Source organism: Vibrio sp. 947, from assembly GCF_033339115.1.
Taxonomy (GTDB): Bacteria; Pseudomonadota; Gammaproteobacteria; order Enterobacterales; family Vibrionaceae; genus Vibrio; species Vibrio alginolyticus.
This window is the reverse complement of record NZ_JAWOTX010000013.1, coordinates 26,675-53,263: the sequence shown is the minus strand read 5'-3', so window position 1 is coordinate 53,263 and position 26,589 is coordinate 26,675. Positions and strand designations below refer to the sequence as shown.

The following is a 26,589-nucleotide window of genomic DNA, read 5'->3' as shown; positions in this document are numbered from 1 at the left end:
CTTGACTCAATTTCTTAACCCGTTATGTTCTGTAAATAGAATGTAATAAGAAGGTACACTATGGACGCAGAACAACTATTACAAGCGATGACTCCAGAAGTTTATGATCGCTTAGTGTATGCAGTAGAAACGGGAAGATGGCCTGAGGGTACAACACTTTCTAAAGAGCAGCGAGATTCGTGTATGCAAGCTGTGATGTTGTATCAATCAAAACATAATACTGATGCGCAGCATATGACGGTTGCAGCCGGTGGTGAAATCAGTTTTAAATCAAAACAAGAGCTTAAAAAACAATTCAGCGGAGAAGAGAGCGATATTGTTCGTGTCAATCCGAACATTGATTAATCCTTTCGCCTTATTTCTCAAAATTTTATTATTTTGATTTTGAAAGAAAAAAGCCCAAATTGTATTGGGCTTTTTAGATCGTAGAAAGCTTGAACTTACAGGCTCATTTCACCACGCAGTACTTGTTGCATTCTCTCTTTTACTTCTTCGTAAGAAAGGTTTTGGCTTAGAAGGTAGTGTAGTTTTGCCAGCGCCGCTTCGGGCGTCATGTCAAAGCCACTGATAACACCAGAGTCTGCGAGAGCACAACCTGTGGCATATCCGCCCATATTCACTTTACCTGCCAAACACTGAGTTAGGTTTACGACAATAACGCCGCGCTCAGAGGCTTCTTTCAGGTGACCAAGCAGCTCAGGGTTCTGAGGAGCATTACCGACACCAAAAGTCAGAAGAATCATCGCATTCACGGGCTGACGAAGCGTGTTGCGGATAACTTCGTGTGAAATACCAGGGTACATGGTGATCACCCCGATTGGTTGTGGCGTGATGTTGTGAACCTTAAACTCACCTTCTGGTTGTGCACCAACGGTTACGCTGTTGCTAACTTGAATATTGATCCCAGCTTCCAATAGTGGAGGAAGGTTTGGTGAAGTAAAGGCATTAAAACCGTCTGCATGAGATTTTGTGCTGCGGTTACCACGCATCAATTGATTATTGAAGAACAAAGTTACTTCGTTGATCGGGTAGTTTGCCGCAATATGTAGCGCGTTTAATAGGTTTGCTTGGCCGTCAGAACGCAGCTCTGCGAGAGGGATTTGTGAACCCGTTACAATCACTGGCTTACCAAGGTTTTCAAGCATGAAAGACAATGCGGACGCTGTGTACGCCATGGTGTCAGTACCATGTAGGATAACGAAACCATCGTATTTGTCATAGTTGTCACGAATATCATTCGCAATCTGCTGCCAGTCAGCAGGTGTCATATCTGATGAGTCAATCAGAGGGTCGTATTCGTGGATGGTGTAATCCGGCATTTCAGGACGATGGAATTCGGGCATGCTTGCTAATTGCTTTTCCATAAAGCCAGCAACAGGCACATAGCCGTGGTCGGATTTTTGCATTCCGATGGTACCACCGGTGTAAGCGATGTAGATGTGTTTTCTAGTCATCGTTTTTTCTTTCGTGTAGGGGAACAGAGGCGGGGATTATATACCTAAATAACCTTGAGATGCGAGGCTATACGCACAGCATCAGAAAGTCATCTTAGGAGATGCAAAGCCTAATAAAAAGGGCACTTCAAGTAGAAGTGCCCTTTGTAATATTGATGGAAAAACTACTGCACTTGGCAGTTCAAACAAAATGCGTATTGACCTTTAGGATCGTTGAAGCTTTGGAGCAAGCTTGCGTCTTGTTCGAATTGTTGAGCTACGGGTTGAAGACTTTTTGGTAGCAAGCTTGTTGCATCAATACCTAGAGAGACTTTCACCTGTTTCATAAACTCTTGTAGAAATAGTTCAGTAGGTGAAAGAGGCTCTTCTACCCAGTAAATGCCGTAATCGGTTACGTTCGCTAGTTTCGCCGCTAGCTCTACAGCATCATCAAAGTCACCCATTTGATCGACAAGACCAAAGGATAGTGCATCTTGGCCGGTCCAAACTCGACCTTGAGCAACTTTGTCAACTTCCTCTAGAGACATATCGCGATTCTCGCCAACTAGAGAAATAAAGCGCTTGTAACCGTGCTCGATACCTAATTGGAACACTTGAGACGCGCCCTCAGAAAGGCCAGTGGTAATACCGTCACCTGAGAACGGCGATGTGCCAACGCCATCAGTGTTAATGCCTAACTTGCTAAAGCCTTTTTCAAACGTGGTGATGACACTAAATATACCAATGGAGCCCGTCAGGGTTGTTGGCTGAGCAACGATTTTGTCTGCGCTCATTGAAATCCAATAACCACCAGAAGCGGCCAAACTCGACATGGATACAACAACCGGCTTACCTGCTTGCTTCAGAGCTTCCACTTCGTTACGAATCACTTCAGAAGCAAAGGCACTGCCTCCTGGACTATCTACTCGTAACACGACCGCTTTCACTTTTTCATCATTGCGTGCTTGACGCAGCAAGCTTGCGACCGTGTCACCACCAACAGTTCCGCGAGGTTGTTGACCGTCCATAATCGCGCCACTGGCTAGAACAACGGCGATGTCGTGTTGAGGTAGTGTGTAATCGGGACGAATCGTTGCAAGGTAGTCGTAGTAACCAATCGCGTTGTAGCTGTCTTTGCCGTCGCTACCAAACTGTTTTGCAAATAGAGTGCGAATGTCTTGGCGTGTCGCAAGTTCATCCACTAGCCCCAATTTGACTGCGAGCTGAGCAATATCGCCATTTACAGACTTCATCTCGTTAATCAGCTCATCCATGGTTGGATTAAGCACTTTCGCATCAATGTTTCGGTTTGTTGTTACGTCATCAACAAAAGCACTCCATAATTGAGTAACCCAACGTGTTGCTGACTCTTTCGCCGCATCGGACATGTCATCACGAATAAACGGTTCGATAGCGGATTTATAAGTACCTACGCGAAAAACATGAGTAGAAACGTCAAGCTTTTCAAGTAACGTTTTGTAGTACATTGAGTAAGCGCTGTAACCTTTAATCAATACACCACCATCAGGTGCCAGATAAACTTTGTCAGAGTAACTTGCCAAGTAATATTGGCTTTGGTTGTAGAAATCACCTACGGCGTAAACGGGTTTGCCTGACGCTTTAAATTCGTTCAACGCTTTCGCGATGTAACGTAGTTTCGTGAGATTTGTTTCTGGCATGTCTCGTAGTGCTAGCACTAATCCAGACACTTTAGGATCGTCTTTCGCGTAGCGAATAGTATCAACGATATCGAAAAGGACGTTTTCTTTCGGTAACTCATTACCCAAAAGGGAACCAGCAAAAGAGTCCATTGGGTTTACATAACGTCTTTGTTCGACAATTGGGCCTGAAAGGTTCATCACCAATGCAGATTCTTTTTCGACGACAGGTTGACCGTCTCCGGTATAAGTAAAGGCAAAGTAGAAAACGGCAATCATCAGCAAGAAAATTAGGTTTGCCAGTGCGAGTCTGATGAAAGTGATACTTTTCCATATCCCTTTAAATATCAAACCAATAAATTTGAAGAGTTTTTTCATCTTGTCTCCATAACGAGATAGTTACGCCGAGTCTAACAAAGTATGGGTTCTTATCTCTAAGATCTCAAAAGATAACATTTTTTTAGCTTATCACGACCACTCAACAATTGGCATATTTTCACACGAGATTGATCGGTGTTACAAAAATGTAAACGCTTGTTTGATTTTTTGGTTGAGCAGGCTTAATCTGGTCAGACCATGATAATAACAATGGATGTTAAGTGATGTCTGCCATGTACCCAAACCTATTAAAGCCACTGGATCTCGGTTTCACACAATTACGAAACCGAGTTCTGATGGGATCAATGCACACGGGCTTAGAAGAGCACAAAGAAGGATTACAGAAGCTCGCTGCTTTTTATGAAGAACGCGCGAAAGGCGGTGTCGGACTGATTGTAACCGGAGGTTTTTCTCCTAACTTACGCGGTCGTTTACACCCGTTGAGTGCTGAATTCAGCAAGCCAAAACATGCTAAAGCCCATAAAGTTGTGACAGAAGCGGTGCACAAGCACGGTGGTAAAATTGCGTTGCAAATTCTCCATGCTGGGCGTTATGCAATGCATCCATTCTCGCAAAGTGCATCTGGCATTAAAGCGCCGATTGCAAAGTTTGCTCCGAGTGAAATGAGCGACCGCCAGATAAAGAAAACCATCGACGCGTTTGCTAATAGTGCGGAGTTAGCACAGCTTGCTGGTTATGATGGCGTCGAGTTAATGGGCTCGGAAGGTTACTTGATAAACCAATTCTTATGTAAACGTACTAATATGCGTTACGACGAATGGGGTGGCAGCTATAAAAAACGTATGCGGTTTCCGCTAGAAATTGTTAAAGCGGTACGCAAGGCGGTGGGTGACAAGTTCATCATCATCTTCCGTCTTTCTATGCTGGATCTTGTCGAGCAGGGCAGCACTTTTGAAGACGTTATCGAATTGGCGAAAGCACTTGAAGAGGCTGGCGTCACGATTATTAATACGGGTATCGGTTGGCATGAGGCTCGAATTCCGACAATTGCGACTCAAGTACCACGCGGTGCGTTTACATGGGTTACGGAAAAAGTTAAACCTCACGTTTCGGTTCCTATTATCACTTGCAACCGTATAAATACGCCAGATGAAGCAGAACGCATTTTATCTTCAGGTCATGCCGACATGGTTTCGATGGCGCGCCCATTCTTGGCCGATCCTTACTTTGTTGCTAAAGCCGAACAGGAAAAAGCGCAGCTTATTAATACGTGTATTGGTTGTAATCAGGCGTGTCTAGATAACGTGTTTAAAGGTAAACGCGCCAGTTGCTTAGTGAACCCTCTAGCGTGCTATGAAACCGAAATTGTTGTTGAACCAGCCTTTAAAAAGAAAAACATTGCAGTTGTTGGTGCTGGACCTGCGGGCTTGGCTTGTGCGACCACACTGGCTGAACGTGGCCATAAGGTTGATTTGTTCGAAAAGAACGACCGCATCGGTGGTCAGTTCCGTCTTGCGATGCAGATCCCTGGTAAGGAAGAGTTTCGAGAGACGATACGATATTTCGCTAACCGTATTGATGAAACAGGCGTGAATCTGCACTTATCGACGGAAGCGAACTATGACTTACTCACAGAATACGATGAGATAGTGATGGCATCGGGTGTTGAGCCACGTAAAGTCAATATTGATGGAATTGATAACCCAGAGAAAGTCGTCGACTATCAAACTCTCATTCGAGACAAAACGCCAGTCGGTGAGAAAGTGGCTATCGTTGGTGCTGGTGGCATTGGCGTAGATGTCGCGACCATGCTCACAGAGCCAGTTGGACAAACGTTGGATGACTGGTTGCATGAATGGGGAATCGACAAGGAGATGTCTCAGCCGGGTGGTTTATATCCTTACCCTGATGCGGTCAGCGATAAAGAAGTCTGGGTACTTCAGCGTCGTAAAGGTCGTGTAGGTAAAGGTCCGGGTAAAACGACAGGTTGGATCCATAAACGTACCCTTGAAAAACGGGGCGTACATTTAGTCGGTGGCGTGTCTTACGATAAAATTGATGATCAAGGTTTGCACATTCATGTAGATGGAAAAGAACAATTATTGAACGCGGACAAAGTCGTCATTTGTGCGGGGCAAGAGTCTGTTCGTCCATTTGAAGATAAATGGTCTGAACTCGGAGAGAAGATTCATATCATTGGCGGAGCTGACCATGCGGGTGAACTTGATGCTGTGCGTGCGATTCGTCAAGGTGTTAAATTGGCGGTAAAACTCTAGCTTTTTAATGTGTGTTTACCATGAAAGCTGCGCTTTGAGCGCAGCTTTTTTTGTATAGAACTAGTCACTGATATCTGGCAGTTGTTTGGCCATTACCACGCCAGCAAAAGTAATAAAAGAGAACACTAACACCACAGCTGAAAGGCTCAAGAAGTTCGACATAACACCAAGAGAGCTCATTAGAAGCAGCATTATCCCAACCACTGTGTTACTCACGGCTACATAGCTCGTCCGTTTGTCACCTTCTGCGATATCAACTAAATAGGTTTTTCGTCCGACTCGTATTCCGTCGTGGGCAATACAAACACAAAAGTAAAGCAGAGGAATCACGAATAGGAAGCTTTGGCTAGCGGTGACCCATGTATCGTAAACAAATAACACAACACCAAGTAGCGCGCTCATCATTGCGCCTATGACCATCACACTGCGGCTAGAGCGATCGGACATTCTTCCCCAGAAAGGACCTGACACAAAGGAGGCTAAGCCACTCGCAAACATAAAGAGAGCTAGCACCCAGAGCTGTCCACCCAGAGATTGCTGTGCCAGCACAACGTAGTACGGTGCACTCAGCGCAGAACATAAAAATAGTGTCCGCGTGATAACGAATCGACGAAAGGTCACGTCTGTCTTAAGTAACGCGAGTTGTTTAAATGCTTCGAGGACGCCATTTCGACCACCGTCTACCTCACCGGCATACTCATTAATTCGCGCATAGACGAATGCCGCGATGAGCCATATGACGCCCGCTAAGCCTAAACTCAGACCGTAAAAGCGCTCTGTCGGCTCTACGTCCCATAACCAGGCTAGTGCCAGAAGGCTAGCGAAAAGCAGCGTAACCAGGCCAGCAGCGCTTGAAGACCAGCCGTTGACTTGACCTCGTTGGTTTTTAGGGATGGTTTTGCCCAATACATCTTTTGATGCGACGGAATTTAAACCGCGTGAGAGGCTGAAGATCACAAGACATGCAATCACACCATAACCCGCAGCTGCTCCTGTTAGAGTTAATGCGACCAATCCGATTGCAAATATGGAAAGAGCCTGCAAGATGCTGCCAATTACCCAGACCCATTTTCTTACTGGAATGCGTCGGATGTAGTGCGCGATGCTAAGTTGTGGGATAAGGGATCCTGACTCACGAATAGGAACCAGCCAACCAATTAAGTAAACCGGAGCCCCGAGACTTTGTAGTATCCACGGCAACGTGACTTTAGGGTTGATTAACGCATCGCCGACCTTCGTTAAAAACTGAGCGAGAATGATTTTAAGAAAGTTGCCGGGAACTTGATGACAAGCTGATTCAGGAATCGCCTTACAGGCACGGGCATCTTCGTCATTAACGATCTTTTCGTAAATGCTGTTTTGTTTGTCCTTGTTCATCAACCTGCCTATGTTCAACTTATTCATTTCGCGAATAAATTAACATTAAACCCAGTTTGATGTTAAGTGAAGCACGTTATCAAGCCCACAGAAAACCGGTTGTTATTCGCAGGAGCAGATTGTGCTAAAGTGGCGTAAACAAAATAACAACGATATTCAATAAGGATTCTTTCATGGACGCTCTCGATCTTTTGCTCAATCGCCGATCTATCGCGAAGTTATCCGCGCCTGCTCCAGAAGGTAAAGCACTTGAGAACATCATTCGTGCTGGCCTTCGTGCGCCTGACCATGCGGGATTAACCCCTTGGCGTTTCGTTATCGCACAGGGCGATGGTTTGAAAAAACTGTCAGATATATTGGTAAAAGCGGCAGAAGCTGAAAATAGTGATGAAGCGGTGGTCGAAAAGGTAAAGAATGCCCCATTTCGCGCACCAATGGTGATCACGGTGATTGCTAAAGTAACAGAACATGAGAAAGTACCAGCACTAGAGCAACACTTATCTGCGGGATGCGCTGTACAAGCGATGCAAATGGCAGCCGTAGCGCAAGGCTTTCAAGGGTTTTGGCGCTCAGGTAAGTGGATGTTCCATCCAGAAGTTCATCAAGCATTTGGTTTAGAGGGTGACGATGAGATTGTTGGTTTCTTGTACTTAGGCACGCCTGGTTGTACACCGATGAAAGTTCCTGAGCGTGACCTTTCTCAGTTTGTTGAATTCCTATAACTGAAAACTTAAATAAATTGACTGTTTATTTATACAGTTTTTCTTGATTTATTAGGGCTACATTCGATAATGTGGCCCTAATTATATTTATTTCCAAAACGTTATGTCTCGTCTGTTTATTGCTGAAAAACCAAGTTTAGGCCGTGCGATTGCCGCTGCACTGCCAAACCCTCAAAAGAAAGATCAAGGATTCATCCGCTGTGGGAACGGGGATATCGTTACTTGGTGTATCGGCCACTTACTCGAACAAGTCGAACCCGACGCTTACGATGAGCGTTATAAAAAGTGGAATATGGCAGATTTACCAATTGTTCCGCAGCAATGGCAGCTCAGACCGAGGAAAAGTGCAAGTAAGCAATTAACCGTGATTCGTAAATTGCTCAAAGAAGCTAATGAAGTCATTCATGCAGGAGACCCAGATCGAGAGGGTCAGCTGTTAGTTGATGAAGTTCTGGACTATTGCAAGTTATCTAAAACCAAGAAGGAATCTACACAGCGTTTGTTGATTTCCGACTTGAACTTACCTGCGGTTAAACGTGCTCTCAGTTCTATGCGCAGTAATCGCGAGTTTATCCCACTTTCAGTTTCAGCATTGGCCCGCTCTCGGGCTGATTGGCTGTATGGTATGAACATGTCTCGTGCTTATACCTTGCTTGGTCAAAAAGCAGGGTATCAAGGTGTTCTCTCGGTAGGGCGAGTGCAAACGCCAGTTCTTGGCTTAGTGGTGCGTCGTGATGAAGAAATCGAAAATTTTGTCCCGAAGGACTATTTTACCCTACATGCTCTGATCCCATATCAAGATGCCAATGGTACTTTTGATATTCGTGCTCGTTGGAAGCCAAGTGAGGCATGCAAGCCTTGGCAGGACGAAGAAGGTCGAGTATTAAACCGTAAGTTGGTGGAAAATGTTGCAAACCGTATTGCAAATCAACCCGCAAAAGTGACAGAGTCGGAACAAAAGCAAACCAAGCAATCAGCACCATTACCCTATTCGTTATCTGCTTTACAGATCGATGCCGCGAAGCGCTATGGTATGAGTGCGCAACAAGTACTAGATACTTGTCAGGCATTGTATGAAAAGCACAAGCTGATCACTTACCCGCGTTCAGATTGTCGCTATTTACCAATGGAACACTACTCACAAGCAGGGACGGTGACAACTGCTATTGCGAATAACGCAAAAGAGTTGCAAGTTGCCGTTCAGGGAGCAGACTTAACATTAAAGTCCAAAGCCTGGAACGATAAAAAAGTGGATGCGCACCATGCGATTATCCCTACACCGAAGCAAGCTAATGTGAATGCGCTTTCCGGCAATGAGATGAAAGTGTATCAATTGATTGCGCGCCAGTACCTCATGCAGTTCTATCCGGCGGCGGTTTACGCAGAAGCGAAATTGGTTTTCGATATCGCTGGTGGTACGTTTGTCGCGAAAGGTCGTCAGTTAGTTTCGCCGGGTTGGAAAGCGCTAATGGGCAAAACTGACAAGGAAGATGAAGGTATTGATGCCGTGCCACCGCTACCCGAAGGCACCGTGTTAACTTGTCGTGAAGGGGAAATAAAAGACCGAAAAACCGAGCCACCAAAGCATTTTACCGAGGCATCGCTGTTGCAAGCGATGACCGGGATCGCCCGTTACGTTGCGGATAAAGAACTGAAAAAAATCCTTCGTGACACTGATGGGCTAGGCACGGAAGCGACTCGCGCTGGTATTTTGGACACGCTGTTCAAACGCCAACTGCTTACGCGTCAAGGTAAGTCAATTCTCAGTTCTCCTGCGGGAAGAGGTCTCATTCATGCCTTGCCAGAAGATTCAACATACCCTGATATGACGGCTCATTGGGAGCACCAGTTACAAGGTATGGCAGAGAGAAATCAAGCATATCAGCCGTTCATGCAAGCACTGGAACAACGCATTGATAGCTTGATGGCACAAGTAAAAGCAGGCCCTATCCCTGATTCATTACGTCATCTACCCAAGGTGGAACGTCCTGCGTTTAAACGTAAAAAGCGCAGTTATTCAAAGAATGGTGGCGCGACTAAATCTCGTGCAACCAAAGGTAAGCAGGCATAGGACAAGCGCGGCGTAATTAAACTCCGCGCATGCTTGAAAATAGATTACTCGAACAGATCACCGTGGTTTTGGATCGCGCCTCTTACTTCACCTTGAGTTAACACGCGTTTGTCCAGTACCTCTTTCACCTGGTTGCCCAAGTCAACTAATGTATCTCGATTCGCTTGAGTTTGGCGTTTACCAGCACTTCTCAAGCAGTAATTTAGTTCGTGCTCTTCGCTAAAATTAACCAAATCCCTATCTGCTGCCATCGTGCTTTCTCCTTATTTGTTCTACTTTTTCCTAAGTCTGGATTGGATGTAGATAAATTCAAGTTAGATTGCGCGAATTATGCTGGTGGATCACTGATGAACATTATGTTTGCCAACCAAGTCACGATTATGAAGCCTAGCTTTGATGGTATTTGGTTTAGTGATGGCTGTGTCTTAATGCTGCTACCAAGGTAACTCAGTACCATCGTAGTTAATAAATCGACCTGAAAGCTGCGGTGTGCTCAGTTCTATCACGTTCGCTAGGCCTAGCGCGGAGGTTTGCGTATCTATCAAAGCATTTGGCCCGCCCATCGCCGTTTTTACCCAACCAGGGTGAAGCGCTAAAACGGTAAATCCTTCAGGTGTTAAATCATTACTTAAGCTTTTCACAACCGAGTTAAGCGCCGCTTTCGATGAGCGATAAATATAGCCGGCGCCGGACGTATTTTCGGTCATACTGCCGACTTTTGATGAGATACAAGCAATCTTTTTCATCTTGCCTTGTTGTAAGCGAGGGTAACAGTACTCAACCAGTTTTAACGGAGCAATGGTGTTTACTTCGAAGACTTTACGCCATGCTTCTACGTCAGTATTTCCAAAGCCATATCCCTTGGGGCCGTAATATCCTGCATTATTGATGAGTAAGTCGATGGCAGGGAGTTTATCGGCAAGCTTAGCGACTTGTTCGTAGTGCGTGACATCCAGTTCGTGCAAAACTAGATTGCTGAATTGTGAGGCTAGAGTTTGTAGTTCTGAACTGTTCTCTAAGGAACGGCTAGTAGCATGCACTTGGTGGCCTTGCTTCAGGTACAGCTCAGTTAAGCTAAGGCCAATGCCGCGATTTGCTCCGGTAATAAAGACGGTTTGACTCATACAAACACCTATGTTTTTTTGATTTCAGTTGAAAGTCATTGTGTTAGTTAAGCACAATAAAATCAACCAACCACCACGCACCAACAACAAGAGATGAAAATAGGGACAGGGCACAAAGAGAGCCAAATAGTGCGCCGAGAATAGCAAAGAAAGTAGAATTCATATGTATATTAAATTTAATTGATATTGAAAATCATTATCAATTAAATTGCGTTTTATTCAACCCTTTAAGTTGATACTATTTCGTTACCATTGTTATTAAGAATTTCTCATGCTGCCATTTATCTACCACCCGATTTATTCTCAACTTGAGTTGCCAGAGGGGCATCGTTACCCAATTATGAAATACCAGTACCTCTATGAATCGGTATTGGTGCATATGGAGAAAGATAACTGGAAAGAGCACACGCAGTTTTTCCAGCCCGAAGCATTAACTGTTGGGGAAGTAAAACGTGTTCATGACGAGGAATACGTCGAGTTACTTGTTAGTGGAAACATGCCAGCTGCGAAGATGCGCCGAATAGGTTTTCCTTGGAGTGAGTCTCTCATTACCAGAACGCTAACTTCAGCAGCGGGCACGGCTCTGACCGCAAAAAAGGCACTTGAGTACGGTGTGGCCATTCATTTGAGTGGTGGGTATCACCACGCACACAAAGAGTTTGGCAGTGGTTTTTGTTTATTTAATGACTTAGTGATCGCGGCCAGGCAAGCGCTCGAAGTCGAGCATGTCGATAAAGTATTGATCATTGATAGTGATGTTCACCATGGGGATGGAACAGCAACTTTATGTGACGATGAGCCAGATATCATCACGCTTTCTTTCCACTGTGATAAAAACTTCCCAGCGAGGAAGCCTCAGTCTGACCTCGATGTGCCTTTGGTGCGAGGAACAGGTGATGAGGATTTTTTAATGGCGTTTAAAGAAGTGGTCGATATGGCACTTAATCTTCATCGCCCTGATTTAGTTATCTACGATGCTGGTGTCGATATACATCAGGACGATGAGCTTGGATATTTTGATGTGTCGACTCAAGGGATTTTAGAACGTGATAGATTTTTAATGCACACAGTGAAATCTCGAGGTATCCCTGTCGCAGCTGTCGTTGGAGGTGGATATCGAACGAATCATGCTGACCTCGTCCCAATCCACTTGCAGCTTATCAATGCCGCTAAAGAAGCCTTTATTGATGAGTAGATACAACGAGACGTAAATATCAAATTGATTCAACACAGGAACGAACGAAAAGGGCATTAATTTTTTGTGGGTTCTTTCTGAGTGTGGCGGAGTGCTTAGTTGCGTTCAAGAAGTGATAAGTGATTTGTACAAATCTTTTTAAGTCTGGAGATGCGAAAAAGCCCGCTAATTTCTTAGCGGGCTTTTTCTAAAAGTGGCGGAGAGATAGGGATTTGAACCCTAGATACGCTATTAACGTATGCCGGTTTTCAAGACCGGTGCTTTCAACCACTCAGCCATCTCTCCGTTGTTGAGGCGCATAATATAAGGCTTTGAAAATGTTGTAAACCCCTAGTTGAACTGATTGGATGTTTACTGCGCAAATTTGTGGTTTGTGTTGTTTAAATAAACAAAAACTCCCCAAAAAGGGGAGTTTGAATAGTATATGGATTGCTAGGTATTAATCGTTTTTAGAATAAAAACGCTGTAACTCAGTTAAACCTTGCATCAAAACTGGCAACTTCGGTGCATCATCTCTAAGTCGTTTGTAGTTTTTGTCATACAGCTTGTAGTTGCCAAACTTATCGATCACTGTGGTTTGCGAGCTAGTAATTAAGGCAAGCTCGCGAGTATCGCCCGCCAAGATCCAGCGACGACGACTTTCATCGAATAGGTTGCGACCACTACTGTAATCATATGGGTTGGAAGATACGCCGAGCATATCTTGCAACAGTGTAACTGAGAGGTCCAAGTGACTTGTGCTGTGATTAAATTCGCCAGCTAGCATTCCAGGCCAATGGATCACCATCGGAACTTGTAATTGATAACGGCTGTAGTTGCTGTTTGCTCCCCAGCTGTTCGTGTTGGTTTCGTTAAATTCACTACCGTGATTAGAAGTGATGATTACGATGGTGTTTGTCAGTTGTCCCGTCGTTTCTAGTTCATCAATAATACCTGCGATAGTTCTATCCGCCGACTTCACTGCATATTCATAAGCTTTTTTGAATCGCTCACTTGCGGGCATTTCTTCGTCATTATTTGAAGGAATCGATTCAAAATTATCAACGGTGGTGACTTCGATGTAACTAAACCATGGCTGACTTGCTTTCTCTGCTAACCATGTATTCCAGTTTGCGATAGATTGTTTATCGGTATGAGCTTGCGTGCCATTTAGGTCTTCCGCTAAGTTCAAGTCGCGGAAAATAATTTCTGAGTAGAGATCATCTTCAAACCCACTGCCACTGAATAAACCAAAGTTGTAGCCCTGATCTTTCAGTACATCGAGCAATACTGGGGAAGCACCTTGCGCCTTGATGCTTGATGCATAACTGGTCGGTAAGCCATAGAACAAACCAAAGGCCCCGTATGTATCATTACTTGAGCTGTAATGATTACGGAAGTTCTGATTGTTTTCAGCAAACTCATAGAGGTTAGGCATCTCTTCTTGGTTCAGCGCATCCGCTCGTAAATTGTTTATGCTGATCATCAACACATTGAGCTTATTAACTCGGCGGTTAAACTCAAGCTTTTCAAGAGGGTAGTTGACTAACTCTACGTTGCCTTCGTTTTCTGCTAAACGTTTTAGGTATTCCTCACGGTCAAGTAGACCATGTTTTTCCATAAAACTCTTCGCCGTCATCGGGTAAGACAAAGGGAAGTTTGAACGCTGGCTAGTAATTGGGTTGTAAAAATACGCATCTGCCCAAATGTAAACCAAATGGCTGGTCATAAAGCTGAGGAAAAAGACGGCCGCGAGAGGGCGTCCTACGTGCTTATGAGATAGTTTGCGCTGTTTTCGCCATACCCATTCGGATAGTGCGAGTTGAATAAGGAAGATCAGCGGCATCACAACAAATAAATGTTGTAGGTCAGTGCTGAGCGCACTTTTGTCTTCGCTGAATAGTAACTCCCAGACAACGGGAGTTAAGTGCAAATTGATCGACTGATACGCTTGGGTATCAATTAATAATATGGTTTGCCCAACGGTTGCGAAAATCACTGCCACCAAACGGAACAATTTCCGCGATGGCAGGATAAACGTCAACGGGAATAGAACAAGCAAGTAAAGTGCGAAAACTAGAAAGCCAAAGTGACCAACCCAAGAAACCGCCAGATAAAACTGACCAAGTAACGTCTCGGGCCAAGGAGACTGAACAATGTAGCGTGTGCCTATCAACATCGATGCAACGATATTGAAGAATGCAAACCAGTGACCCCAACCAACTAGTCGAGATACACGTTCGCCGTATGAGTTTCCGCTGTCTACCATGTATGTGTTCTATTGTCCGTGATTAGTGTGTTTTTGGTGTTTCTAAAGAAGACATCAGCGCCTGAGCAAATTTTTCAGCAATCGCTTTGCGTTGTGAAGCAGCAACACGTTGATTTAAGACATTGGTTGCGATATTTCCGGCAATCATTAGCGTCAACTCAGGAGAAGCAGCGTGTTTTTCAAGAACTGTTGCTACTTCAGCAAGAATTTTTTCTACTTGCTCGTCAGTATATTTAGATGTAATCGGCATAAAGACTCTAATAATGATAGTAAAAGCGGCTTATGATAACCTACAATGCCCATCAACTAAAACCTTGTAGCAAGATAAAATCACTATGAGTCTTCATCTTTCAAACGTTATTCTGCATCAACTGTGCAAAAACGATCAGGACGAGCTGGTTGTAAACTTTCGTCCAGCATCATTAGAGAACGATGCATCTACAGAAAACTTAGTCGCTGAGCTTCACCGAGTATTCCATTCTAAAGCTGGTAAAGGTTTTGGCGCTTTCCAGTCAGACAGCGAATTTCAATTTTGGCTTCAAGAAATGCGCAAAGGAGAGCGAGATTTTTACGACTTCTCACAAATTAGTGCAAATCGCTTGAAAGAAGAGTTGATTAAGTACCCATTTGCGGATGAAGGTATCTTGGTTTTCGCTGAGTATCAGAGTTTAGCAACGGACTACTTGTTCATCGGTATCTTACCAATGAATCAAAGTTTAAAAGTGACCGAAGGTTTGGACATCAGTGCGACAGATTACTTAGATATCACCAAAATGGATATTGCCGCACGCATCGACCTGTCGAGCTACGAGACCGACAAGGAATCCAATCGTTATCTGCAATACATTAAAGGACGCGTTGGCCGTAAAGTGGCGGACTTCTTCCTAGATTTTCTGCAAGCGGATATTGGCTTAGATACTAAACAACAAAACTTAGTGTTGATGCAGGCGGTGGATGATTTTTGTGCTGACTCGAAGCTAGAAAAGCAAGAAGTGAACGAGTACAAGAAACAAGTTTACGACTACTGCAATGAGCAAATTAAATCCGGTGATGAAGTTCAAATCTCAGAACTTTCCGGAGAGCTTCCTCAAAGCCAAGATGGCACGAGCTTTATGGATTTCACCAAAGAGCAAGGGTACGAACTTGAAGAGTCTTTCCCAGGTGATCGTGCGACGGTTCGCAAACTGACTAAATTTGTTGGAGCTGGTGGTGGTTTGAATATTAGCTTCGATAGTCTCTTACTTGGCGAGCGTATTTTTTATGATCCAGAGACGGATACCTTAACGATTAAAGGGACGCCTCCAAATCTAAAAGATCAGTTAAGTCGCAATTAAAATCATATCGTTAAATAAAGAGAGCAAACGGCTCTCTTTTTTTATGTGAATAAGAAACATCCATAGTATATGCTTGTAATTAATGGAGATATGCGAGGGTCAAGTGTTGCTGAAGCTAAAAGAAGGAATACGGCGGTTTGTTTGGTTCTGGTTCGTTTTGTGGAGTGTTTTAGCACTTGGCATTTGGCTGCAAGCCAAACAAACGATTCAAACGATTTCGACTGTAAATGAGTTAGGAAGTAAAGTTGAAGAAGTCAGGCACTTTTTTAACTTCGATCTGCCTTATCGTGTTAAACACGTCGACCAAATTTCACTGAAACTTCAGTTGGCTTATGCAGTTCGCTTACAGCTTGAAAGTGAGTTTTCTGAAGGGAAAATCACACCAGACATCACTCAATTGCTTTATACGACCGACCGATTTTTAGAAAGTGCTCGAGCTTTTGTAAGAAGTGACAGTGAATTGGTTTCGTTAGCTGAACAGTTACGAAGCAGCCGTGCTCGAACAGAAAACTCTGAGCAAATTCAGGCAATGTACTATCGCTTAGGTGCGCTTGTTTTTGAGTCTGTCTTTAGTGACTCTGCAACGAATAGCGATACTTACCGTGACTTAGACCGACTTTTTATTGAATCAGAGGCACTCTCTCCCGAAGAGCGAAGTGCTCTTCAGCGCCAGCTTGCTCAAACCTCAAGCGCACTATCTGCTCAGGCACAGGGCAGTTATTTATCTAATCAACTGCTTAATCCAGATTTCCCGAACCAGTTAACTTCGATAAATGATCAGTTGGAACAGAAGCTAATGACTTTTATTGTTTGGCTGTCTGTAATCAGTGGTTTGCTCCTTTTCCTCATTTCATGGGGAGCCTTCTCCCCAAAAACGATTCAACCGATACCACTACCCAGAACCGATGATAAAAAGTCAGAGCAAGTTGGCGATGATGAAAATGGAGCTAACACTGTTCCCTCAGCTCAGTCAGAAAATTTTCAAAACGTCCAAATGAACGAAAAAAGTTGTAATGAGGTGAATTCATCACAAGTGGGAGTAGTGGAACGTGAGCCGTACATAGATATCAATAAAATGTTAGATTCTCTGTCTGGTGACGAGGGCGCTGTGCGGATGTTACTGGAGGTCTTTATTCAGGACCACTCTGGCGATGGCACTAAAATGTATCAGCTGTTAGAAGAGGATAAAGAGCAAGCGCAAAGAGCCGCACACAGTCTTAAAGGGGTCTCAGGGAGTTTAGGTGCAATGCCATTGCACTGTATTTCGGGTGATATTGAACTGTTGATTAAACAAGGGCAAAAAGTGCCGGAAGAGAAGTTGGCATGTTTAGATGATGTCCTAAAACAAACCATACTTTTTGCTAATAATGTTCTCAATAGTGAAAAGATAACAGAAGCGCTAACAGATTGATATTGCTCTGACTTAATGTCATAAGAGTTGAGGTAATAAAGGCTCGAACTATATGACTTAGTTCGCTTTATTCCTGTTCTATACAATTTGTTAAAGGTGTTTTCATGTCCGTTCGCCGAATGTCTTCAATGATGTTGATAGGGCTGGTTATGATGCTTTCAGGGTGCTCCCTGCTCGAAGTCAAGATCGAGAGTCAAACCGTCCCTCTTACCAAACAAGAGCTCAATATGCGTCTTTTGACTCGTGAGTATGCGCAGCAGTTTTTTGCTCAGGTTGAGCAAGCAGCAGATGCACTACACGAACAATATGATCCTCATGATAAAGTTCATCAATCTTATATTTTACTTTGGAAGATAAATGCTGAAGAGGGCATCCAAGCTTCTGCGTATCAAGTGTCCCCAATGGCTGCACTGATTGATACATGGACTTTCACGCTACAAATGGAACAGTTCTTTACTACCGCTTCTGGTAATGAGCTCTTTGCGTCCGGTGAGGCCAAGTTAGTTTCCGTTTATTTAGCGAAAGAGGTAGATAAACTGGCTCAATCTTTATTGAAGAAAGAAGCATACATCAAGACACAAACGTTTGTTGCAGAGTTCGCCAAGCAGCATCCATTCGCTGATTTAAGCATGATTAGGACTCCGGCTTACCGTGGGTGGTTAGATGCAAACCAAATTAGCGAAGAGGAAGCCGTTACAACGCTAGGCACGATGCCAGAAGCACTTGGGGATGTCTCTGATCGTCTAAGTCTGGTATCAGAACAGACACCAAAAATTATGACGTGGAAAGCGCAGTTGTTGGCCTTGAATAGCTCTGCCAGTATCGAAAAAGTCAATGCGGCGCTCAATAGTTTGCAAGTTACCGCTGATTCGATGAGGGATTTTATCGATAACAACCCAGAGTACATGCGTTATTTGGCAGAACAAATGGCGCTGGAGTTACAACCTTTGGTTGACGATATCGATCAAAGGACGGAGGCGCGTTTATCTCAGTTGGGTGAAGAACGCCAAGCTATAGAGCTGATGGTTGCCAGAGAACGTCAAGAAATCGCACAGATCATTACCCATGAGCGCGAGAAGTTTGCTCAAGATATGGATCGAGTGTCGCAAGAGGTTGTGAATCTCGCCATGACTAAGCTGATTGAACTTGTCAAAAGTACCATCATCTACTTTATTCTGTTCATTGCCGTTATATTCTTTGCACCGCTTGGCTTGGGCTATTGGTTTGGGAAGCGTGCAGCCGTAAAAACGCCAGTAAAACAAAGCTAACGATTTGTTTTGGAAATAAAAAAAGAGCGCTTTAAAGCGCTCTTTTTTAGTATTGAATTCGGAAGGGAGGTTCTTCCTATCTCTACGAAGTTAAGCGGTTTGCTGCTTTAATTCGCCTTCAGCTTCTTCAACTGCTTCTGCTGTTGGTTCGCACTTATCAACAAACCAACCCATGTAAGAAGTGAAGATCGTTACGATGATACATACAAAACTCAGCCACATGAACGGGGCATAAGACAGTGTAGCAACACCCAAAATACTGGCCATGTAGATACCGTTGTCACTCCAAGGGACCATACCTGAGGTTAGCGTGCCGCCAAATTCTGCGTTACGAGACAAATTCTTACGTTTGTAGCCTAGACGGTCATAGTTCTTCGCACAGATTTTTGGGGTCAGAATAAGTGAAACGTACATCGCTGAACCAAATACGTTGCCCATAAAGGCCGTACCAATTGTGCTTGTTGCCAATGAACCTGCACTTTGAACGCGTTTTTCAAACAGCTTCGCGATAGTCTCTAGCACGCCTACTTTATCTAGTAGACCGCCAAAACCAAGGCCGAATACGATAACCGCTACCGATCCAAGCATTGAAGACATGCCGCCACGGTTAAGGATTGAGTCAATGAAATCTACGCCAGATGAGATTGCAAACGGAGCCCAAGCCGTGTTGAACGCGGTTAGGAAATCGACATCTTGGATCATCACTGCCCAAATAATACCTAGCAGAGAACCAAAACTGATCACTGGGAATGAAGGCATACGCATCGCTAGAAGTGACAATACGATGATCACAGGAACAAATGAGTAAGGGGTGATGTAGAACTGCTGTTCCATCGCTTTAATGACAGAGTCTACCTGGCTCATGTCAACTTGACCTGCGTAGTGGAAGCCAAATGCAGTAAACATAATGCCTGTAATAATGTAGCTAATGAGTGCTATCGGCAACATGCCTTTAATATGTTCCATCACTTCAACGTTAGACATAGATGAAGCAAGGATTACTGAATCCGATAGAGGCGACATTTTGTCACCAAAGTAACAGCCTGAAAGTACGGCACCTGCAGTGATTGGCGCAGGAACACCAAGACCTTGACCGATACCCATCATTGCAATACCTGCCGTGCCAGCCGCACCCCAAGATGTGCCAGTCGCTAGCGCAGTCAATGAACAGATGATCATGGTCGCGAGCAAAAAGATGGAAGGGTGGATTGCTTTAAGGCCGTAGTAAATAATGGTTGGAACAATACCACCAGAGATCCAAGTACCTACAAGCGCGCCAACGGCCAAAAGGATTAAAACGGCTCCAAGTCCATTGGAAATGCCATTTAGTGCTGCTTTTTCCAGACCTTTATACTGATGGCCAAGCTTTATGCCCAATATCATGACAATGAACCAACCGATGTATAGCGCTAGCTGAATCGGTAGGTCTAGCTTGGCTGTGAACGAAAATGCCAGCAGGAGAAATAAACCGAGCGAGATAAATACCTGTATCAAGCTTGGTAGGCGTGGTGTAACTTGCTTCATATGTGCCTCTGTCAATCTTGGAGCAATAGAGGAAGGCGCTCCTTGTTGTAATCGCGCATAACATACATTAACAAAAATTATATTTCGAACATTTGGTGTTTTATCTTGATGTTAGTCGGTAAAAACGTTTGCTTGTGAAATTAACTGTTAGTTTGTTTTAACTTTTTTGGTTTTAAATGTTGTGTAATGTGAAATTATTGTGCCTCATGTGTTATTTTCTCATTGAGTGGTAAGACCAATTAGGGGGCTAAAGTGCTTTCCCTACTTGAAAAATGGTTAAAACCGCAAACCAAACACTAAAAAATCTCGTGTAACCCGGTTTTTCAGAGGAAAAGGTTAAAAAACGCGCTTATTTACAAAATAGGGGTTGAGATTTTGCTGTGAAAAATTAACTATGGGGTAGGTTTTTTAATACATGGAGAGTTAATACGATGAGAGTTGGTTTAGTTGGTTGGCGCGGTATGGTTGGTTCAGTCCTTATGCAGCGTATGGTTGAAGAGAAAGACTTCGACCTAATCGAACCAGTATTCTACAGTACTTCTCAAGTTGGTATTCCTGCTCCTAACTTAGGAAAAGACGCAGGCTTACTGCAAGACGCGTATGATATTGAAAGCTTAAAACAGCTTGATGCGGTAATCACCTGTCAAGGTGGTAGCTACACAGAAAAAGTTTTCCCTGCACTTCGTCAGGCTGGTTGGAAAGGCTACTGGATTGACGCGGCCTCTACGCTACGTATGGCTGAAGATTCGATCATCACACTTGATCCAGTGAACTTAAAGCAAATCCAACAAGGCATCCACGGTGGCACGAACACATTTGTCGGTGGTAACTGTACGGTTAGTTTAATGCTAATGGGGCTAGGTGGTCTATTTGAGAAAGGCCTTGTTGAGTGGACAAGCGCAATGACTTATCAAGCCGCATCTGGTGCTGGTGCGCAAAATATGCGTGAGTTGATCTCGCAAATGGGCGTTATCAATGACTCTGTGAGCTCTGAACTTGCAAACCCATCAAGCTCTATCCTAGATATTGATAAGAAAGTTGCGGATACAATGCGCAGCGGCTCTTTCCCTACCGATAAATTCGGTGTGCCACTAGCTGGTTCGTTGATCCCATGGATCGATGTGAAGCGCGATAATGGTCAGAGTAAAGAAGAGTGGAAAGCGGGCGCCGAGGCGAATAAAATTTTGGGTTCTCAAAGTTCACCTGTCCCAATTGACGGTACCTGTGTGCGTATTGGCGCGATGCGTTGTCACTCTCAAGCACTTACTATCAAGCTTAAACAAAATGTACCAATGGACGAAATCGAAGAAATCATCGCCACTCATAACGATTGGGTGAAAGTGATTCCTAACGACCGTGACATCACTGCTCAAGAGCTAACACCGGCAAAAGTTACGGGCACAATGTCTGTACCAGTGGGTCGTCTACGTAAGATGGCAATGGGTGATGATTTCCTAAATGCTTTCACTGTTGGTGACCAACTGCTTTGGGGTGCTGCGGAGCCATTGCGTCGTACTCTGAGAATTATTCTGTCTGAGAAAGCATAATCACATCAATCCTTTATTTGATGACAAAATAAAAGAGCTCCGTAGGGAGCTCTTTTTTCATGCGTCGTCTTCCGTTCGGACGACTCTTTTGTCTGGATCGGCCAGTTCACTACCACAATGTTTACAGTAAATTGCGTCAGAGTCGTGCCCTGCGTGGGAGCAGTTTGGGCATTTCACCAATACTTTGTGCGATTGCATCTCTTGGTGTAATTCGGCAGTGAAAATACCTGTAGGTACCGCCAAAATGGAATAACCCAGTAACATGGTGAGTGATGCAAGCCCTTTACCTAGGTCTGTTTGAGGGACCAAGTCACCATACCCAACCGTTGTGATGGTCACGATCGCCCAATAAATACTTTTAGGAATGCTAGTAAATCCGTTTTCAGGTCCTTCAATGATAAAAATCAACGAGCCGAAAATCGTTACCATAATGGCGACGGAACTAAAGAAGATAAAAATCTTTCTGCGCGCCATAAGCAGTGAACGTAAGAGGATATTGGACTCTTGTAGGTATCGGACTAACTTGAGTATGCGGAATATTCGCATCACTCGCAGCGCCCTGATCACACCCATAAACGAAGCGGATGGGAAGAAGAGTGCTAAATAAGTGGGCAAAATCGCAAGTAAATCGACGACACCATAAAAACTCTTTGCGTAGGCGGCAGGTTTAGGAGAGCAATAAAGCCTTAGAAGGTATTCAATCGTGAATAGGCCAGTAAATGTGTATTCAATAAACTTCAGCTCTTTTTCCCACTCGGCCCGAACGGAGGGTATCGAATCTAACACCAGTACGATTAACGAACTGATGATCGCGATAATGAGAGCAATATCGAACGTTTTACCAGCTTTGGTATGAGTACCAAAAATGGTGACATATAGAGTATGTTTAAGAGAGTCAGTCGTCATGACAAAGCGATCCATTGTTGAATCGCTCTATCATACAATTTTATAGAAACTCAGGCTAATCCTGGAAATAAGTTGCGTAAGCCATTCGCAATGAACTCTATGCCAAGCGCGCCCAATATCAAACCCATGATACGAGTAATGACGTTGATTCCAGTTTGACCTAGAAATCGTACGATCAATGGGGCAGAACGGAATAATAGCCATGAACAAAGGCAGAACAAACCAATCGTAATACTAATGCCCACGGTATCGAACATGCTTGGGTAGCGTGCACCATAAACAATAGTCGAACTGATTGCACCAGGACCTGCCATTAAAGGCATTGCAAGAGGGACCACACCAATCTGTTCACGACTGACGTATTCCGTTTTCTCTTGTTTGTTCTGCTTATCTTCCCCCAGTTTACCGCTCATCATCGAGAATGCGATGCTAAGTAATAGCAACCCGCCAGCGACACGAAACGAATCCAGAGAAATACTGAACATGTCTAACAGTAACTGACCAGCAAAAAGCGAAATGATCAGGATGATCGCAACAGCCACATTTGCTGTTGTTGCCGTATTGCGCTTTTCGTCGGGTGTCATATGCCCGGTTAGTGACACAAACACAGGCATGATACCAACAGGGTTTACTGCGGCGACCAAACCGAGAAAAAACTGCAAGAAGATAGCAAGTTCAAAAGTTTGCATGTTGCGTACTCATCAAAGTTCACATTAGTAAAAAGGAGAAGGGGTAATTTGGGCGTAATGTAAGGCAAAAGTTAGGTTGTAAGAAATGAAAAAAACTAACGCATTCCCTGCCATTTAAGTGAGAAAAACTAATTCTTTAATAAACTGTATCTAATCTGGAAAGGAAATGTTACGTATAAAGTTGCTGATAAATTGCACTGTTTTATATAAACGTTAACATTCGCACATTTTTGATAAAAACCAAGGTGGTTTGTAGAGAGATGTATTCGGTTCGATATACTCTCAGTAGCACAAAGAATTGGGCCTACATGTAATTTTGTTGGTCAAAAATGAAACTTTTTTACAGGTTGTTGTAGTTTCTTTTATTTATTTGTCCATTTGCTTCTTTTTTACTCAATAAAAAATGAGAGTTAATTTATTGGTTTATCAGTGATTTATGTCATTTTGGTGTGATGAGGCACCACTTTGGTAGTATTTAGGTGGTGAGAACTGATCCAAGTCAATTTTTTTCACACTCTGAAATATTATACTCAGTCCTGAAAGCAATTTACTAAGACGTTTGTTTTCTAAGTGACTGATAAACAGTAAAAACGATAAGTAATAGCCTTAGTAAAAAGTTTTTAATATTTGTTAATTTTAGGAGATTCCCTATGCCTGTAACTAATATGGCTGAACTAGATGCAATGGTTGCTCGCGTTAAGAAAGCGCAAGAAGAGTTCGCTACTTACTCTCAAGAGCAAGTAGATAAAATCTTTCGTGCAGCATCGCTTGCAGCTAACCAGGCCCGTATCCCGCTAGCTCAACAAGCGGTAGAAGAATCTGGTATGGGTATTGTTGAAGATAAAGTAATCAAGAACCACTTCGCTTCTGAGTTTATCTACAACAAATACAAAGACGAACAAACGTGTGGCATCTTAGAAGAGGATGACAACCTAGGTACTATGACTATCGCTGAGCCTGTAGGCATCATCTGCGGTATCGTACCAACGACTAACCCAACTTCTACAGCGATCTTCAAATCTCTAATCTCTTTGAAGACTCGTAACGGTATCATCTTCTCACCACATCCACGTGCGAAAAACTCAACTAACGATGCAGCTAAACTCGTTCTAGATGCAGCAGTAGCAGCAGGCGCACCAAAAGACATCATCGGTTGGATCGACCAGCCTTCTGTTGAGCTTTCAAACGCTCTAATGAAACACGATGACATCGCGCTTATCCTTGCAACTGGTGGTCCAGGCATGGTTAAAGCAGCATACTCTTCTGGTAAGCCAGCAATCGGTGTAGGTGCAGGTAACGTTCCTGTTGTTATCGATGAAACAGCAGACATCAAACGTGCTGTTGCTTCTATCCTTATGTCCAAGACTTTCGACAACGGTGTAGTATGTGCTTCTGAGCAAGCTGCAATCGTAGTTGATGAAGTATACGACGAAGTGAAAGAGCGTTTTGCTTCTCACAAAGCTTATGTCCTAAGCAAAGCAGAAGCTGATAAAGTTCGTAAAGTGCTTCTTATCGATGGTGCGCTAAACGCGAAAATCGTAGGTCAGCCAGCAGCAGCAATCGCTGAAATGGCAGGCGTTAAAGTTCCAGCAGACACTAAAGTTCTTGTTGGTGAAGGTCTGGGTAAAGTATCTCACGATGACGCATTCGCTCACGAGAAACTATCTCCAACTCTAGGTCTATTCCGTGCTGACAACTTCGAAGATGCGGTTGCTCAAGCGGTAACTATGGTTGAGATTGGTGGTATCGGCCACACATCTGGTCTTTACACTAACCAAGATACTAACGCTGATCGTATCCGTTACTTCGGTGACAAGATGAAGACAGCTCGTATCCTAATCAACATCCCGACTACTCACGGCGGTATCGGTGACTTATACAACTTCAACGTTGCGCCATCTCTAACGCTAGGTTGTGGTTCTTGGGGTGGTAACTCTATCTCTGAGAACGTAGGTCCTAAACACCTAATCAACAAGAAAACTGTAGCGAAGCGAGCTGAAAACATGTTGTGGCATAAACTACCTAAGTCAATCTACTTCCGTCGTGGTAGCCTTCCAATCGCACTGGGCGACCTAGAAGGTAAGAAACGTGCATTCCTAGTAACTGACCGTTTCCTATTCAACAACGGTTACGCAGATGACGTAGTAAGCCTACTAAAAGCTCAAGGCATGGAAGTTCAAACATTCTTCGATGTTGAAGCTGACCCAACACTGTCTGTAGTAGAAAAAGGTGCGGCTCAAATGGCTAGCTACCAACCTGACGTTGTCCTAGCGCTAGGCGGTGGTTCACCAATGGATGCAGCGAAAATCATGTGGGTAATGTACGAGCACCCAGAAACTCACTTTGAAGAACTAGCAATGCGCTTTATGGACATCCGTAAACGTATCTACAAGTTCCCTAAAATGGGTAAAAAAGCTGAGCTTGTATGTATCACTACAACTTCAGGTACTGGTTCAGAAGTTACTCCATTCGCGGTTGTTACTGACGACAAGACTGGTGCTAAATACCCACTAGCTGACTACGAAATCACGCCAAACATGGCAATCGTTGATGCGAACCTAGTAATGAACATGCCTAAGTCTCTAACAGCATTTGGTGGTTACGATGCAGTAACTCACGCTCTAGAAGCTTACGTTTCTGTTCTTGCTAACGAATACTCAGATGGCCAAGCTCTTCAAGCACTTAAGATGCTAAAAGAGTACCTACCATCAAGCTATGCGAACGGTGCAAATGACCCAATCGCTCGTGAGAAAGTACACAACGCAGCTACTATCGCTGGTGTTGCATTTGCGAACGCATTCCTAGGTGTTTGTCACTCAATGGCTCACAAACTGGGTGCTGAGTTCCACTTACCACACGGCCTAGCTAACGCACTACTTATCTCTAACGTGGTACGTTACAACGCGAACGACAATCCAACTAAACAAACTGCGTTCTCTCAATACGACCGTCCACAAGCACGTCGTCGTTACGCTGAAGTTGCTGACCACCTAGGCCTAAGCCAAGAAGGTGACCGTACTGCTCAGAAGATTGAACGTCTACTAGCATGGTTGGATGAACTAAAAGTTAACCTAGACATCCCAATGTCTATCCAAGCGGCAGGTGTTGCTGAATCAGATTTCGTAGCGAAACTGGATGAGCTAGCGGTAGAAGCGTTCGATGACCAATGTACTGGTGCGAACCCACGTTACCCTCTAATCAGCGAACTTAAAGATGTGTTGATGGCTTCTTACTACGGTAAAGCATTTGTTGAAGGCGAAACTTTCGAAGGTACAACTGTTATCAAGAAGAAAGCAGACCAAGAAGCAGCAAAAGCAGCACCTAAAGCAAAGAAAGAAAAAGCTGACGCGTAATTAAAAAATCGAGTGAGCAAGGTTTTCGCTAGCACGGAACCTTAATCGGGAAAAGGTTAAAGCCCCAGTCAAATGACTGGGGCTTTTTTTATTTTGGTGCAGGAGTTACATCTG

Annotated in this window: 20 protein-coding genes and 1 tRNA gene; 10 read left to right on the top strand and 11 right to left on the bottom strand. The window is 44.0% G+C overall.

The features are described 5' to 3' along the window. Positions 1-60 precede the first annotated feature (60 nt). The gene (locus R7Q39_RS16780) at positions 61-345 is read left to right on the top strand and encodes a YeaC family protein (RefSeq protein WP_005380700.1); all 285 of its coding nucleotides are present in this window, start codon (positions 61-63) and stop codon (positions 343-345) included. A gap of 95 nt (positions 346-440) precedes the next feature. Here the strand turns inward: R7Q39_RS16780 and ansA are convergent, their stop codons facing one another. After that, on the bottom strand, positions 441-1,454 hold the full coding sequence (gene ansA / locus R7Q39_RS16775; protein ID WP_017635822.1) for an asparaginase: 1,014 nt from the start codon (positions 1,452-1,454) through the stop codon (positions 441-443). 164 nt (positions 1,455-1,618) lie between these two features. Then, on the bottom strand, positions 1,619-3,469 hold the full coding sequence (gene sppA, locus R7Q39_RS16770; protein WP_064368684.1) for a signal peptide peptidase SppA: 1,851 nt from the start codon (positions 3,467-3,469) through the stop codon (positions 1,619-1,621). 224 nt (positions 3,470-3,693) lie between these two features. On the opposite strand from sppA, the gene R7Q39_RS16765 reads away from it, so the two are divergent. Then, positions 3,694-5,706 (top strand): NADPH-dependent 2,4-dienoyl-CoA reductase, encoded by a 2,013-nt coding sequence (locus R7Q39_RS16765; RefSeq protein ID WP_025767194.1) that lies wholly within the window; start codon positions 3,694-3,696, stop codon positions 5,704-5,706. Positions 5,707-5,766: 60 nt separating this feature from the next. Here the strand turns inward: R7Q39_RS16765 and R7Q39_RS16760 are convergent, their stop codons facing one another. Continuing rightward, the gene (locus tag R7Q39_RS16760) at positions 5,767-7,083 is read right to left on the bottom strand and encodes an MFS transporter (protein ID WP_025767195.1); all 1,317 of its coding nucleotides are present in this window, start codon (positions 7,081-7,083) and stop codon (positions 5,767-5,769) included. 173 nt (positions 7,084-7,256) lie between these two features. Between R7Q39_RS16760 and R7Q39_RS16755 the strand changes: the two genes are divergently transcribed. After that, the gene (locus tag R7Q39_RS16755) at positions 7,257-7,805 is read left to right on the top strand and encodes an NAD(P)H nitroreductase (RefSeq protein ID WP_005380711.1); all 549 of its coding nucleotides are present in this window, start codon (positions 7,257-7,259) and stop codon (positions 7,803-7,805) included. 103 nt (positions 7,806-7,908) lie between these two features. Next, positions 7,909-9,876: a DNA topoisomerase III gene (locus R7Q39_RS16750; RefSeq protein ID WP_017821143.1), complete on the top strand. Its 1,968-nt coding sequence runs from the start codon at positions 7,909-7,911 to the stop codon at positions 9,874-9,876. A 44-nt stretch (positions 9,877-9,920) separates the two neighbouring features. Here the strand turns inward: R7Q39_RS16750 and R7Q39_RS16745 are convergent, their stop codons facing one another. Next, a complete protein-coding gene (locus R7Q39_RS16745) occupies positions 9,921-10,127 on the bottom strand; it encodes a hypothetical protein (RefSeq protein ID WP_005380717.1) in 207 nt (68 codons plus the stop codon). A gap of 183 nt (positions 10,128-10,310) precedes the next feature. Next, positions 10,311-11,000 (bottom strand): SDR family oxidoreductase, encoded by a 690-nt coding sequence (locus tag R7Q39_RS16740; protein WP_186584765.1) that lies wholly within the window; start codon positions 10,998-11,000, stop codon positions 10,311-10,313. Between the two features lie 271 nt (positions 11,001-11,271). Between R7Q39_RS16740 and R7Q39_RS16735 the strand changes: the two genes are divergently transcribed. Further along, positions 11,272-12,195, top strand: a complete 924-nt coding sequence (locus tag R7Q39_RS16735) for a histone deacetylase (RefSeq protein WP_054577627.1) — start codon at positions 11,272-11,274, stop codon at positions 12,193-12,195. A 194-nt stretch (positions 12,196-12,389) separates the two neighbouring features. Here R7Q39_RS16735 and R7Q39_RS16730 read toward each other — a convergent pair. From R7Q39_RS16730 to R7Q39_RS16720, 3 genes are all read right to left on the bottom strand, one after another. Further along, positions 12,390-12,480 (bottom strand) — tRNA-Ser (locus tag R7Q39_RS16730). Positions 12,481-12,634: 154 nt separating this feature from the next. Next, on the bottom strand, positions 12,635-14,443 hold the full coding sequence (locus R7Q39_RS16725; protein ID WP_054577628.1) for a DUF3413 domain-containing protein: 1,809 nt from the start codon (positions 14,441-14,443) through the stop codon (positions 12,635-12,637). A gap of 22 nt (positions 14,444-14,465) precedes the next feature. Further along, a complete protein-coding gene (locus R7Q39_RS16720) occupies positions 14,466-14,693 on the bottom strand; it encodes a YejL family protein (RefSeq protein WP_005380722.1) in 228 nt (75 codons plus the stop codon). An 85-nt stretch (positions 14,694-14,778) separates the two neighbouring features. Here R7Q39_RS16720 and yejK point away from each other — a divergent pair, with 85 nt between their 5' ends. From yejK to R7Q39_RS16705, 3 genes are all read left to right on the top strand, one after another. Beyond that, on the top strand, positions 14,779-15,777 hold the full coding sequence (gene yejK / locus R7Q39_RS16715) for a nucleoid-associated protein YejK (protein ID WP_005380723.1): 999 nt from the start codon (positions 14,779-14,781) through the stop codon (positions 15,775-15,777). A gap of 82 nt (positions 15,778-15,859) precedes the next feature. Then, the gene (locus tag R7Q39_RS16710) at positions 15,860-17,188 is read left to right on the top strand and encodes an Hpt domain-containing protein (protein WP_054577629.1); all 1,329 of its coding nucleotides are present in this window, start codon (positions 15,860-15,862) and stop codon (positions 17,186-17,188) included. Between the two features lie 104 nt (positions 17,189-17,292). Next, positions 17,293-18,456 (top strand): chemotaxis protein, encoded by a 1,164-nt coding sequence (locus tag R7Q39_RS16705; protein WP_104975507.1) that lies wholly within the window; start codon positions 17,293-17,295, stop codon positions 18,454-18,456. 90 nt (positions 18,457-18,546) lie between these two features. Here R7Q39_RS16705 and nhaC read toward each other — a convergent pair whose 3' ends face one another. Next, complete coding sequence (gene nhaC, locus R7Q39_RS16700) at positions 18,547-19,980, bottom strand: Na+/H+ antiporter NhaC (RefSeq protein WP_318076466.1); 1,434 nt, start codon at positions 19,978-19,980, stop codon at positions 18,547-18,549. Between the two features lie 431 nt (positions 19,981-20,411). On the opposite strand from nhaC, the gene asd reads away from it, so the two are divergent. Further along, entirely contained in the window at positions 20,412-21,527 is a 1,116-nt protein-coding gene (asd, locus tag R7Q39_RS16695) for an aspartate-semialdehyde dehydrogenase (protein WP_005380727.1), read from the top strand. A 57-nt stretch (positions 21,528-21,584) separates the two neighbouring features. Here the strand turns inward: asd and R7Q39_RS16690 are convergent, their stop codons facing one another. Beyond that, positions 21,585-22,448 (bottom strand): ion transporter, encoded by an 864-nt coding sequence (locus R7Q39_RS16690; protein ID WP_005380728.1) that lies wholly within the window; start codon positions 22,446-22,448, stop codon positions 21,585-21,587. Positions 22,449-22,483: 35 nt separating this feature from the next. Continuing rightward, entirely contained in the window at positions 22,484-23,122 is a 639-nt protein-coding gene (locus tag R7Q39_RS16685) for a YchE family NAAT transporter (protein ID WP_005380729.1), read from the bottom strand. Between the two features lie 650 nt (positions 23,123-23,772). On the opposite strand from R7Q39_RS16685, the gene adhE reads away from it, so the two are divergent. Continuing rightward, positions 23,773-26,475, top strand: a complete 2,703-nt coding sequence (gene adhE, locus R7Q39_RS16680; RefSeq protein WP_318076465.1) for a bifunctional acetaldehyde-CoA/alcohol dehydrogenase — start codon at positions 23,773-23,775, stop codon at positions 26,473-26,475. The last annotated feature ends 114 nt before the right edge of the window (positions 26,476-26,589 follow it).

Bases quoted from the DNA above. Each gene is read 5' to 3' on its own strand.
- R7Q39_RS16760 (WP_025767195.1), bottom strand. From the start codon at position 7,083: ATGAACAAGGACAAACAAAACAGCATTTACGAAAAGATCGTTAATGAC.
- R7Q39_RS16745 (WP_005380717.1), bottom strand. From the start codon at position 10,127: ATGGCAGCAGATAGGGATTTGGTTAATTTTAGCGAAGAGCACGAACTA.
- R7Q39_RS16780 (WP_005380700.1), top strand. From the start codon at position 61: ATGGACGCAGAACAACTATTACAAGCGATGACTCCAGAAGTTTATGAT.
- R7Q39_RS16685 (WP_005380729.1), bottom strand. From the start codon at position 23,122: ATGCAAACTTTTGAACTTGCTATCTTCTTGCAGTTTTTTCTCGGTTTG.
- R7Q39_RS16705 (WP_104975507.1), top strand. From the start codon at position 17,293: ATGTCCGTTCGCCGAATGTCTTCAATGATGTTGATAGGGCTGGTTATG.
- sppA (WP_064368684.1), bottom strand. From the start codon at position 3,469: ATGAAAAAACTCTTCAAATTTATTGGTTTGATATTTAAAGGGATATGG.
- R7Q39_RS16740 (WP_186584765.1), bottom strand. From the start codon at position 11,000: ATGAGTCAAACCGTCTTTATTACCGGAGCAAATCGCGGCATTGGCCTT.
- adhE (WP_318076465.1), top strand. From the start codon at position 23,773: ATGCCTGTAACTAATATGGCTGAACTAGATGCAATGGTTGCTCGCGTT.
- R7Q39_RS16725 (WP_054577628.1), bottom strand. From the start codon at position 14,443: ATGGTAGACAGCGGAAACTCATACGGCGAACGTGTATCTCGACTAGTT.
- R7Q39_RS16690 (WP_005380728.1), bottom strand. From the start codon at position 22,448: ATGGATCGCTTTGTCATGACGACTGACTCTCTTAAACATACTCTATAT.
- R7Q39_RS16720 (WP_005380722.1), bottom strand. From the start codon at position 14,693: ATGCCGATTACATCTAAATATACTGACGAGCAAGTAGAAAAAATTCTT.
- R7Q39_RS16755 (WP_005380711.1), top strand. From the start codon at position 7,257: ATGGACGCTCTCGATCTTTTGCTCAATCGCCGATCTATCGCGAAGTTA.
- R7Q39_RS16765 (WP_025767194.1), top strand. From the start codon at position 3,694: ATGTCTGCCATGTACCCAAACCTATTAAAGCCACTGGATCTCGGTTTC.
- R7Q39_RS16750 (WP_017821143.1), top strand. From the start codon at position 7,909: ATGTCTCGTCTGTTTATTGCTGAAAAACCAAGTTTAGGCCGTGCGATT.
- ansA (WP_017635822.1), bottom strand. From the start codon at position 1,454: ATGACTAGAAAACACATCTACATCGCTTACACCGGTGGTACCATCGGA.
- yejK (WP_005380723.1), top strand. From the start codon at position 14,779: ATGAGTCTTCATCTTTCAAACGTTATTCTGCATCAACTGTGCAAAAAC.
- asd (WP_005380727.1), top strand. From the start codon at position 20,412: ATGAGAGTTGGTTTAGTTGGTTGGCGCGGTATGGTTGGTTCAGTCCTT.
- nhaC (WP_318076466.1), bottom strand. From the start codon at position 19,980: ATGAAGCAAGTTACACCACGCCTACCAAGCTTGATACAGGTATTTATC.
- R7Q39_RS16735 (WP_054577627.1), top strand. From the start codon at position 11,272: ATGCTGCCATTTATCTACCACCCGATTTATTCTCAACTTGAGTTGCCA.
- R7Q39_RS16710 (WP_054577629.1), top strand. From the start codon at position 15,860: ATGGAGATATGCGAGGGTCAAGTGTTGCTGAAGCTAAAAGAAGGAATA.